Origin of the sequence: Chitinimonas sp. (assembly GCF_036568685.1) — a bacterium.
Lineage (GTDB): Bacteria > Pseudomonadota > Gammaproteobacteria > Burkholderiales > Chitinimonadaceae > Chitinimonas.
Window position 1 is genome coordinate 16703 of record NZ_DATCSC010000006.1, and the last position, 11944, is coordinate 28646.

8 protein-coding genes are annotated in these 11944 nt (G+C 64.6%); all 8 read right to left on the bottom strand.

Features of this window, described 5'->3' with window-relative positions; genetic code table 11:
• Positions 1-906 carry a carbohydrate ABC transporter permease gene (locus VIM95_RS00980; protein WP_331981753.1) on the bottom strand — a complete coding sequence of 302 codons (906 nt, stop codon included), beginning with the start codon at positions 904-906 and terminating at the stop codon, positions 1-3.
• Positions 903-1790: a sugar ABC transporter permease gene (locus VIM95_RS00985; protein WP_331981756.1), complete on the bottom strand. Its 888-nt coding sequence runs from the start codon at positions 1788-1790 to the stop codon at positions 903-905. The genes VIM95_RS00980 and VIM95_RS00985 overlap by 4 nt, the downstream gene beginning before the upstream one ends.
• 116 nt (positions 1791-1906) lie before the next feature.
• Entirely contained in the window at positions 1907-3142 is a 1236-nt protein-coding gene (locus VIM95_RS00990) for an ABC transporter substrate-binding protein (protein WP_331981759.1), read from the bottom strand.
• A 100-nt stretch (positions 3143-3242) separates the two neighbouring features.
• Positions 3243-4616 carry a GH1 family beta-glucosidase gene (locus tag VIM95_RS00995; RefSeq protein WP_331981762.1) on the bottom strand — a complete coding sequence of 458 codons (1374 nt, stop codon included), beginning with the start codon at positions 4614-4616 and terminating at the stop codon, positions 3243-3245.
• Positions 4617-4853: 237 nt separating this feature from the next.
• Positions 4854-6626, bottom strand: a complete 1773-nt coding sequence (locus VIM95_RS01000) for a DUF885 domain-containing protein (protein ID WP_331981765.1) — start codon at positions 6624-6626, stop codon at positions 4854-4856.
• A gap of 141 nt (positions 6627-6767) precedes the next feature.
• Positions 6768-9335, bottom strand: a complete 2568-nt coding sequence (locus tag VIM95_RS01005; RefSeq protein ID WP_331981768.1) for a sensor domain-containing protein — start codon at positions 9333-9335, stop codon at positions 6768-6770.
• Positions 9336-9462: 127 nt separating this feature from the next.
• Positions 9463-10899, bottom strand: coding sequence for a patatin-like phospholipase family protein (locus tag VIM95_RS01010; RefSeq protein ID WP_331981771.1), 1437 nt, complete (start codon positions 10897-10899; stop codon positions 9463-9465).
• A gap of 58 nt (positions 10900-10957) precedes the next feature.
• Positions 10958-11920 (bottom strand): LysR family transcriptional regulator, encoded by a 963-nt coding sequence (locus tag VIM95_RS01015; protein WP_331981774.1) that lies wholly within the window; start codon positions 11918-11920, stop codon positions 10958-10960.
• Between the last annotated feature and the right edge of the window lie 24 nt (positions 11921-11944).

Here is an 11944-nt window from a genome sequence, read left to right on the forward strand (position 1 = left end):
TCAACCCTTGACGGCGCCGGCGGCGATGCCCCGCACGAACCAGCGGCCGGATACGAGATAGATGGACAGTGGCACCAGCGAGGTAAGGATGGTGGCGGCCATGTTCACGTTGTAGAGCCGCTCGCCAGTGGTGGTGTTGATGATGTTGTTGAGCTGTACCGTCATGGGTAGGTTGTCGCGGCCGGCGAACACGAGGCCCAGGATGTAGTCGTTCCAGATGCCGGTGACCTGCATGATGACCGCCACGATCAGCATGGGCGTGGACATGGGCAACATGAGCTGCAGGAAGATGCGCCAGAAGCCGCCGCCGTCGATGCGCGCCGCCTTGAAGAGCTCGAGCGGGATGGAGGCATAGTAGTTGCGGAACAAGAGGGTCATGACCGGCATGCCGAACATGGTGTGGATGAGCACGATGCCGGGCAGGGAGCTGAAGAGGCCCACGCTGGCCAGCACCCGCACCAGCGGGAACATCATGACCTGCACCGGGATAAAGGCGCCGAGCATGAGGACGCCGAACAGGAGGTTGGCCCCGCGCGCGCGCCAGAAGGAGAGCGCATAGCCATTGAGCGCGCCCAGGAAGATGGACAGCACGGTGCTGGGCAGCACGATCTTGATGGAATTCCAGAAGCCGCCCTGTATGCCCTCGCAGGCGAGGCCGGTGCAGGCCGAGGACCAGGCGATGCGCCAGGCGTCGAGATTGAGGCTGCCGGGCAGACCGAAGAGATGGCCCAGGCGGATCTCGTCCATGCTCTTGAAGGAGGTGATGAGCATGACGTAGAGCGGCATCAGGAAGAAGATCGCCGCGCTCAAGAGGAAGGCATAGGTACCGAGCCGGACTGGCGAGTAGTGGCGGCGCTTGCGCGCAGCGGCGGCGGGCGTGGCAAGGGTGGTGGCGGTGGCGTTCATGCCCGCTCCTTGGCGTGGTTGCGCGCATAGGCAATGGGGGCCAGCAGGGCCAGTACCGAGAGCAGCAATACGATGGAACCGGCGGAGGCCAGGCCGATATTCGCGCGGCCGAAGAGGTGGTCCATGATGAACTTGGCCGGTACCTCGCTGGCGTCCCCCGGGCCGCCCTGGGTCATGGCGACCACGGCGTCGTAGAGCTTGATCACCGCTACCCACAAGAGCACAAAGACGGTGGCGAAAGTGGGTGCCAGCATGGGCAGGACGATGGAGAAATACACCCGCCAGCGCGGGATGCCGTCGATGCGGGCGGCCTTCCAGATGTCTTCATCCACGCCGCGCAGGCCGGCCAGGAAGAGCGCCATGACGACGCCGGAAGCCTGCCAGACACTGGCGATGACCACGGTGTAGATCACCTTGTCCTGGTTCACCAACCAGTCGAACTCGAAATTGGGAAAACCGAGCTGGCGTACCGTCTCCTGCAGGCCCAGGGTGGGGTTGAGCATCCATTGCCACACGAGGCCGGTGGCCACGAAGGAGAGGGCGTAGGGGTAGAGGAAGATGGCCCTGAGGATGCCCTCGCCGCGCACGTTCTGGTCGATAAAGACTGCGAGCAGAAAGCCGATGACCAGGCAGGCGATGATGAACAGCAGGCCGAACACGGCGAGGTGCTCCAGCGAGACCTGCCAGCGTTCATTGGCGAACAGCCGCACGTACTGCGCCAAGCCGACGAACTGGTCGGACGGGAAGGTGCGCGAGGCGGTGAGCGAAATCTTGAGCGACCAGGCGATGGTGCCCAGATAGGCGAACACCACCGTCAGCAGCATGGGCAGGAGCGCTGTATAGAGCGTGAACCCCTGCCGCCAGCCGCGTTTGGCTTTGGACATGTTGATAACCCCAGGGACGGCCGTTTACACACCACCGGGTGACAACCCGGCGGTGCCTAGAGTACGCCAGCACCCGCAGTGCCGCTATGGGCGGCGCGGACGGGCGGCAGGGAAGGTCAACCCTTCAGCGCGGAGGCAAAGGCCTTTTGTGCGTCTTCGACCGACTGGTTGGTGTTCCAGAACTTGCTGACGGCGTCCTGCAGTGCGCCCACCATATCGGGGGAGGTCAGCATTTCCGGGTTGGGGATCTGGCGGCTCTTGTCCTTCATGATCTCCACGCCCTGCTTGGCGCAGATATCGAGTTCGCCAAGGTTCACGTCGGTACGGATGGGGATGGAGCCCTTCTTGTTGTTGAAGGCCACCTGGGTAGTGGGCGAGGTCATCACGGTGGCCAGCAGCTTTTGCGCCTTCACGATGTCGGCCTTGTCGGTCTTGGGGAAGACGAACACGTCACCGGCGATGATGTAGGGCGAACGTGGGCCGAAGCCGGCAAAGCAGCCGAACTCCTTGCCGGCGGTCTGCTTGGCGGCGGCGAATTCACCCTTGGCCCAGTCGCCCATGATCTGCACGCCACCCTTGCCGGAGATCAGCATGGCGGTGGCGTCGTTCCAGTTGCGGCCGGGAGAGCCGGCGTCCACATAGTTGTGCAGGCGCTTGAAGTCGCTCAGTACCTTCTTGAAGGCAGCCGAGTTGACGGTGGCCACGTCACGGTCGCGGTAGATCTTCATATAGAGGTCGGCACCGCCCGCGTGGGCCAGCCAGGCGTCGAAGGTGATCTTCTCTTGCCAGCCCTGGCCACCGAGGGCCAGCGGAGTGACGCCGGCAGCCTTGAGCTTGTCGAGCGCGGCGAAGAATTCGTCCGGGGTCTTGGGTTCGGCCTTGATGCCGGCCTTGGCGAAGGCGGCCTTGGAATACCAGAACCAGGCCGGCATGTGGATGTTCACGGGGGCTGCGTAGTAGTGGCCCTTGACCTTGATGGCGTTGAGGATGGGCGCCGGCAGGATCTTGTCCCAGCCTTCCTTGGTGGCCACGTCGTCCACATTGTTGAGCAGGCCCTCGGCGATCACGTCGTGGAACTGCTGCGAGGTGTTGAACTGGGCCGCGGCCGGCGGGTTGCCGCCGACAATGCGGTTGATGGCGGCCGCGCGGGCCTGCTCGCCACCGGCGACGGCGCTGTCCACCCATTCGCCGCCTGCCGCCTTGTAGGCATTGGCCATTTCCTTGATGGCGGCTGATTCACCACCCGAGGTCCACCAGTGGATCACCTCCGCACGGGTACCCGCGGCTTGCGCGGAAAGGCCGGCACCGAGGAAGGCCAGGGCCAGGGCGAGCTTGAGTTGCTTCTGTTTCATCGGGTATGTCTCCTCTTTCGGGACTCCGAGCTGTGCTCATGTCCCTGTGGGTTTATGAGGCTGCCCGCCTCAAGGGCTACTGCAGTATGACAACTGCCCGTTACAGGGTGTTGCGACGCTTGCGCGCCGCCGTGAATGCGGCCAGCGCGTGGGCACTGTTCTTGGGCGTGCGGAACTGGGTGGCGTAGTCCACGTGGACGAGGCCGAAGCGGCGCTCATAGCCATAGGCCCACTCGAAGTTATCGAGCAGCGACCAGACAAAGTAGCCGCGTACGTCTACTCCGGCTTTCATCGCCTCCGAGACGGCATTGAAGTGCCGTTTGAGGAAACTGATGCGCTGGGCGTCGTCCACCACGCCGTCCACCACCTTGTCGTCCGAGGCCATGCCATTCTCGGTGATATAGATCGGGGGCAGGGTGGGGTAATCGCGGCGAAAACCGATCAAGAGGTCGCGCAGACCGTTGGGATAGACCTCCCAGCCCATCTGGGTTCGCTCCACACCGGGTAGCGGCACTTCCGTATAGCCATGCTTACCGTCGCTCTCCACATTGCTGCGGAAATAGTAGTTGATGCCAAGGTAGTCGAGGCGGCTGGCGATGACGGCCATGTCACCTTCAAGTATCAAGGGCTCGGTGCCAGGGTAAAGCTCGAACATCGCGGCGGGGTAGCTACCCTTGAGCAGCGGGTCCAGCACCCAGGCGTTGTGTTGCACTTCAAAGAGCTCGGCAGCGCGGCGGTCGGCCGGACTGTCGGTCTGTGGCGAGGATTTGCCCACATTGGCGACAATACCGACCTGCGCGCCAGGATCGTTACGGCGCAGCAGCGGCACGGCCAGGCCGTGGCCCAACAGCAGATGGTGCATGGCCTGCAGGGCATAGCGGCGGTTCTTGCGGCCGGGGGCGTGGGCGCCTTCGGCATAGCCCAGCATGGCTGAGCACCAGGGCTCGTTGAGGGTGGACCAGGCGGTCACGCGGCCTGACAGCTCTCGGCTCATCAGATCGGCGTATTCGGCAAAGCGGTAGGCGGTATCGCGGTTCAGCCAGCCGCCGCGGTCTTCCAGGTATTGCGGCAGGTCCCAGTGGTAGAGGGTGACAAAGCGCTGCAGACCCTGCTCCTGCAGGCGGTCGAGCAGGCGCTTGTAGAAGTCTATGCCCTTGGGGTTGGGGCGGCCTTGCGCGTCCATCACCCGCGGCCAGGCAATGGAGAGGCGGTAGCCATCCAGCCCCAGCTGGCTCAAGAGCTCGAAGTCGGATTCCCAGCGGTGGTAGTGGTCACAGGCGACATCGCCGTTGTCACCGTTGAGTACCTTGCCCGGAGTGTGGGAATAGGTATCCCAGATGGAAGGCAGGCGGCCATCGGCATGGGCCGCGCCTTCGATCTGATAGGAGGCGGTAGCGGCCCCGAGCAGGAAGTCGGGCTGCCAGAAACCAGAGTCGGCAGACGGAAAGAGGCTCTCGGCCAGTGGCGAGTTCATGGTGTTGTCTCCAATATCGTTATGGTGTGGACCGACCTCTATGGAACCGGTTCCACTCCTTCTGCGGCGCAATGTAGCACCGGCTTTTTTGTCATGTCAATCAATGCCTTTGCCGCATTGCAGCGTAGTCGATGCCGCTGTTGCTACATGCCATGTCGGGCTGGGCCCCGGGGGGAGGGCAGAGGCAAAAAAAGGGCGACCCCACGGGGTCGCCCTGCATGGGCTGCAGCTCGCGCTTTAGCGGCTGGCTTGTTTGGCCGTAGTGCGCTGGGTGGGGATGAAGTCCTGCATCACCGCTTCGCGCATCTGGCGTGGAGGAAGCAGGCCCTGGCCCAGGATGAAGTCATTGAATGACTTCAAGTTGAATTGAGCACCTAGCGCGATCTCGGTCTGGGTACGAAGGCTGCGCATATTGAGATAGCCGTAGTAGTAGGAAGTGGCCTGGCCCGGTGAGTTGAAGGCGTAGCGGTCGGCCTCCTGCTGGGCCATGGGTTCGGACAGCAGTACCTCGTCCATCAGGAAGCGCTTGGCCTCGTCGGGGCTGATGCGGCCGGTATTGACCATGGGGTCGAGGAAGGCACGGGCCATGCGCATCATGCGGGTCTGCAAGGTGAAGAGCTGGCCGTCCTCCGGGATATAGGGAAAGACCAGGGCCTCGCAATACAGCGCCCAACCCTCGACATTGGCGCTGTTCATGGCGAACAGCACGCGCGGCAGCGAGGTGCCGCGCTCCACCATGGAGGCGAACTGCAGCTCGTGGCCAGGGCGCGCCTCATGGGCGGCCAGCGCCCAGGTGATGGCATCGTGGCTGAAGTCGTCCATCACCGCCTTGGACTTGGCGTGCGGGTTGGTCAGCGGCAGTACGAATTCGCCATATTCACCGGTATTGCCGATCAGCCGCGGTGGCTGCATATGCGGTGCGGGGATCTGTGCCGATTCGGCCTCGCTGGCGAGGCGGATATTGGCCTGACGGTCCGGCAGGGTCAGCAATTGCTCGCGTCGGACGATAGCCTCGATCTCGCGCAGGCGCTGCCAGTAGAGCGGCAATAGGGCGGTGGGTTCAATCTGCGATTTCTTGAGTTCGCGGATCACGTCGCGATAGTCGCTGGATGGCAGCTTGCGCTGCTGGGCGATGCGGGCTGCAATGGTCTGCATCTGATCGCGTACTTCCTGGTAGTCGGCAGTGGCGCGTTCGATCAGCTCGTCGGGGCCGATATCCACGCCCATCTGGCGCAGCGTATCGGCATAGATCGCGACCGGCTGGCGGGCCTCCTTGCGGGTACGGGGCAGTACTTCCTTACGTACCCAGTCGTCGTAGCTATGCAGTTGCTGGCCCAGGGTGGCGAGCGGCTGCTCCCAACCGGTCAAATTAGCCTTCTTGAACAGCTCGGCCAGACCCTTGAGGTAGTAGTCGGTGTTGTCGAGCTGCTGCTGGACTTCATCCACATAGGGGCCGATCAGGCCAGGGCGCTGCAGCTCGGCCTGCTGGTAGACGCGGGCCTGCTCGGCCAGCGGCATGTAGCCGGTTTCCAGCCCGGCATAGCGCTTGAGGCGGATCAGCGCGCGCGCCTGCCGCTCGGGCTTGTTGCGGGCATCCAGCAGGCTCCGCAGGCCGCCAAAGACAATCTGCGAGACATCCACCGAGGCCAGCATCTGATCGTGATTGAGTTTTTCGCTCTGCAACTTGCGCTGCAGGGTGTCGATCATGATGTCGAGGTCCTGCTGCACATGGCGGTCGGTCTCGACCTGCCGCTCCTTGCGCAGGTCGGCCAGCAAGCCCTCGGTCACCTTCTGCTGGCGCTCAAATAGCTTGGGCCCCATGTCCACCACATTGGTGTCGAACTGTTCCTGGCCGCTGCCGCTGGCTCCTTCCGGGTCGAAGCGGGCGATGGCCGCGAGCACCGGTTCGGCCAGCTGGTTGCTGCGCGTCACCCAGGCTGGCGTGGCGGCGAAGGCGGCGGGGATCAGGGTGGCGAGCAGCAAGAGGCGGGGTAGATGGAGGCGCGACATGGGGATTCCTCACTGGGCGTATAGATTGGGTTGGCCGGATCGCGGCCATTGTGTTGAATGTATAACATACTGATTGGTATTTTTATACCAAGATCACGCAAAACAGGGCTGCTTTGCGGCCTTTGCAACACCGGGGGGCGATCAGGCCGGGAGATTGCCGGCAGACAGTACGGCGGGGGTGATCAGGCCTTCGAACTGCTCGGCTGGCATGGGGCGGCCGAACAGATAGCCCTGGTAGGCCAGGCAGCCGTTGGCGGCCAGGAACTGGCGCTGGCCTTCGTCCTCCACGCCCTCGGCAATCACCATCAGGCCGAGCTTGTCGGCCAGGGTGATGATGATGCGGGCAATGGTGGCGTCGTTTGGGTCAGACAGCACATCGCGCACAAAGGACTGGTCGATCTTGAGCTGATCCAGTGGCAGGCGCTTGAGGTAGCCCAGGGAGGAATAACCGGTACCGAAGTCGTCCAGCGAGAAGCCCACGCCGTGGTGCTTGAGCGCTGCCATCTTGGTGATGATGTCGTCGATGTTCTCGGCCAGCAGGCTCTCGGTCAGTTCCAGCTTGAGTCGGGTCGGGTTGGCGCCGGTCTCGGCCAGGATAGTGAGTACCTGGTCGACGAAGTCAGGCTCGTGGAACTGCTGGGCGCTCACATTCACCGCCAGTGAGAGCGGGGCCAAGCCGGGCTCGTGCGCCCAGCCGGCCAGCCGCTCGCAAGCGCTGCGCAACACCCATCGGCCCAGGGGCAGGATCAGTCGGGTGGCCTCGGCCAGCGGGATGAATTCGCCCGGCGATACCATGCCGCGGCGCGGGTGCTGCCAGCGCAGCAGTACTTCGGCGCCAATGACCTGGCCACTCTCGTCCACCTGGGGCTGGTAGTGCAGCCGCATCTCGTTGTGCTCCAGGCCATCGCGCAGGTCGTTTTCCAGTGCTACCCGGTGGTCGATCGCGGCCTGCATGCTGGCGTCGAAAAAGCGCAGGGTATTGCCGCCCGCGCCTTTTGCCTGGTACATGGCGAGGTCGGCATGCTTGAGCAGGCCATCCACGCCGCGGGTTTCTTCATCGAACAGGGCCACGCCTATGCTGGGCGTGCTGCGTTGCTCGCGCTGGCCCAGCACATAGGGCTGGCCCAGCGCCAGGAGGATCTTCTGCCCCAGGGCTTCTGCCGCCTGCGCAGCACGGTGTGGCTCTGTGCCCAGGTCATCGAGCAGGACCACGAACTCGTCGCCACCCAACCGGAACAACGCCGGGCTGCCGGCCGAGCAGTCGTAGAGACGCGCCGCCACCTGGCGCAGCAGCTGGTCGCCCTTGTCGTGGCCCAGGGTATCGTTGAGCGCCTTGAAATTGTCGAGGTCGATAAACAGCAGCGCGCCCTGCAGGCGGTTGCGGCGGCAGGCCTGCAGCGCCTGCTGCAACTGGTCGATCAAGCGGCGGCGGTTGGGCAGGCCGGTCAGCGGGTCGTAGTAGGCCAGCTGGTGGATGCGTTCCTCGGTGAGCTTGCGCTCGGTGAGGTCGGTATTGGTGCCCGAGACGCGTAGTGGCCGGCCTTCGGCGTCGCGCAGGATAAAACCGCGCGCAAGCAGCGGCACGTAGTGGCCCTGCTTGTGGCGCATGCGGAATTCGAGCTCGTAGGACCTTGCGCCGCTGCTGAGCGCCTTGCCGAACACGTTTTCCACCCGGGCAACGTCGTCCGGGTGGGTGACGCTGCGCCAGAGCGAGGAATCGACCGGCAAGGAGTCGACTTCGTAACCTATCATCTCCCACCAGCGTGGCGAGTAGTAGACCAGGTCGGTTGCCATGTCCCAGTCCCAGGGGGCGTCGCGTGAACCCTCCAACACCAGCCGCAGCCGTTCCTCCGACTTTTGCAGCGCCTGCTCGGCCTGTTTGAGTCCGGTTACGTCGGTGAAGCTGACGATGGCCTCGCTCAAAGTGCCGGCGTCGTCAAAGCGCGGGTAGCCGTTGCAGATCACCCACTGAATGCCACTCTGGTCCGGCCGCTGTATGCCCACCATCTGGTGCTGGATGACGGCGCGGCTGGCCAGCACACGGCTGACTGGAAATTCCTCGGGCCGCATGCCGCGGCCGTTCTCATGAAAGAAGCGCCACTCGCTGTCGGCGGCACCCTTGCCGTGCATCTCATCCACGGTGATGCCCAGGAGCTCGGCTGCGCGGGTATTGGCCAGCAGGATCTCAGACTGTGGGCCGTGTACCACCACGCCGGCCGGAATGTGCTCGATCAGCTCACGGTAGCGTTGCTCGCTGGCCGCCAGTGCGGCCTCGGCCTGACGGCGCTCGGTGGCGTCGCGCAGGATGCCGATGAAATGGGTGAGCCGGCCGCGCTCGTCGCGGGCCGGGCTGATGGTCAACTCGTTCCAGAAGGGCGTGCCGTCCTTGCGGTAGTTGAGCACCATGCCATCGAAGGCCTCACCGGTAGTGAGCGCGGCGCGGATGGCGGCGGCGGTGGCAGGATCGGTGCCCGGCCCCTGCAGAAAACCGCAGCTGAGGCCCAGGACCTCGTCGGCGCTGTATCCGCTGATGCGACTGAAGGCGGCATTGGCCGAGACGATGCGGCGGTCCGGCCCCGCCAGCAACACCCCCTGGGTGACGGCGTCGAGCGCACGCGCCAGCACCGCGTCGGCCTGGGGAGGCAGCGCGGGCACTGGAAAGCGGCGCAGGGACTGCACTGCGCGCTTGAGCAAGGCGGCGAAAGACATGGCTGGCACGGGTTTCCGGAAGGTCGGCAATGAGCTTGCCGGCCGCGCCCTGCCTGGAATGCAGGGTCGTCAGTGCGGCATATTAGAACAGACTAACATTGAAGCGCCATGACGGGTATCAAACCACTTAATGAGGTGCCGTGGCTATGCTCTGGGCGCGCCGGGCCAGATAGCGTTGCAGCGATGGTAAATGCCGCATGCCCTCTTCGCCCGCCTTGATAGCGGTATCGACCTGTTCCTCGGTGAGCGTCAGCCGGGTGGGAATGGCGTCGAGCCGCTTCCGGGTGGCCGGGTCGAAGCTGGCGAAGGACAGTAGCTCGACCTCGAACTTCACATCGTCACAACGCCAGCCATCCAGGGTGCCGCGCAAGCGCAACACTTCGGTGGCCGGCAGCTGGCAGCGGAAGGCAATGGTGTCGCGCTGCATGTCCTGCACCATGCGGGCGAAGGAATCGGCGGCAAAGCGGCTGGAGGCATCGATGGCGGCATCGGTGGACGAGAGCGCATAGTCCACCCCGTCCGGTCCGTTGGGCTGCCAGGTCCAGTCGCCGCGCGGGCCCAGGCCGGAATCGACCACCACGAACAGCATCTGCCGGATGCGTACCGCGTCGCGCTCGGTCAGTGGCGCGTGCGGCGTGCCGAGGAGGGCGCGGGTGATCAAAAGCGTGGAGAGGCCCAGGTTGTCGGTGATGCCACCATCCACCAGCTTGATATAGCGGGTACGGTTGGGGTCGCGATAGCTGGCGATGCCGTTGGCGGCGGCCGCGAACAGGCGCGGTGCATGCGGGTCGTTGCGGGTCTGTTCTATCCAGGCCGGCGGCGGCTCTATGCAGTGGTCCGAATAGCTCTGCAACACCACAGGGGCGAAGACCAGCGGCACCGCCATGGAGGCGGCCACCGCATCGGCCACCTTGTAGGGGCGGATGTCGCTGCACAAGAGCGAGAACACCCGTGGGATAAAGGGGAAGCTGATGCGGTGGTAGAGGTCGGTGGCGTTGATGCGCACGTCGGCGCGCGAATGTTGGTAGATGTCGCTGAAGGTGGCGCCCTTGAACACCTTGTCGTCGAGCACCGCGGAGAAGTTGGAGCGGTCGTTCAGTCCGCCACCCAGCAGGCGCATAAAGTTGCGCGGATTGAGGATGGACAACCGCATATCGCGCTCATAGTCGCGCAGCAGTACCTCCTGGCGGAAGTCGGCGAGGCCATCGCGGCCGTAGACGCCCCAGTAGGCCGAGACCAGGGAGCCACCCGAGACGCTGGAGAGCAGGGTGATATCGTCCAGCAGGTCGCCGTCCGCGGTGCGGGTTTCTTGCAGCGCCCGCAAGGCGCCGTGAGCGAAGGCGGCGGCGCGCAGACCGCCACCGGAGAAGGAGAGGGCGATCACATCCGGCCCGACGATATCCGTATGCGAGCCCATGTCGGGCGAGACATCGCCTTTGAGCGGTACGTTGGAGACCGGGTTGAACACCGAGGTGGCGCAGCCGCCCAGACATAGCGCAGTAAGCAAGAGGGCATGGCGCCCGTGGCGGGCGACGATCTGGTTCACACCTTGCAGGCCTGCCATGCGCGCTTCCTTGATTTGCCGGATGGCCGGCATTCTGGAGGGGGCCGTGCCTGGCCGTCTAGTCGCCTAGCGGCATCAAACACTCGCCGATCAACCACTGCAGGCCCTCGTCCTGTTCGCCGCGCTGGTGCCAGATAGCTTCCAGTCGGCCGATCAAGGGTTCGAAGGGGATATCCAGCACCGCTACCCGGCCTTGCTCGGCCGCTGCCTGCACATAGCGTCGCGGCAGGGTGGCGACCATGTCGCTGGCCTCGATCAAGGGCAGTACCGACGCGTAGTGCGGTACCGAGACAGCGGCCCGGCCGACCAGGCCTTCGGCGTCGCCGCCGCCCAACTCCAGCAGCAGCCGCTCCACCCAGACCCGGCGCGAGACACCCAGGTCCTGCAGAAAACCGTCCTGGGTGGGCTCGTTGCTGCCGGTCAGCTCCACCACCACGTGCGGGTAGGCCAGCAGGCGCTCGCGGCTCAGTTCACCGCTGGCCAGCGGGTGGCCGCGGCGCACCACCAGCGCCTCGTTGTCTTCGCAGATCAGTTTGCGGTGCATGCGTTGCGGCAGGTCGTTGAACCAGCCGATCACGATATCGATGCGGCCATCGTCGAGCTGGCGGATGGTGTCGAGCCGGCTGAAGGGAAAGACCCGGATGTCGATCTGCGGTGCGCTGCGTGCCACCTGGGCCACCAGCTGCGGCAACACGACTGAGCAGGCGTAGTCCGAGGCGGCGATGCGGAAGGTGCGCATGGACTGCGCCGGCTCGAACGATGCCGAGCGCAGGGCTGCGTCGATGCGCTCCAGCCCGCCGCGCACATGGGGTGCCAGTTCCAAAGCCCGGGCGGTAGGCTCCATGCCGGTCTCGCTGGCGACGAAGAGGTTGTCACCCAGCGAGACGCGCAGGCGCGAGAGGGCGTGGCTCACCGCCGAAGGGGTGATGTGCAGCTCGCGGCTGGCGGCGCGGATGCTGCGGTGGCGCATGACGGCCTCGAAGACGCGGAAGAGGTTGAGATCGACTCTGCGTAGTGCCACGAAGATTCCTTGTTGTGCGACGGC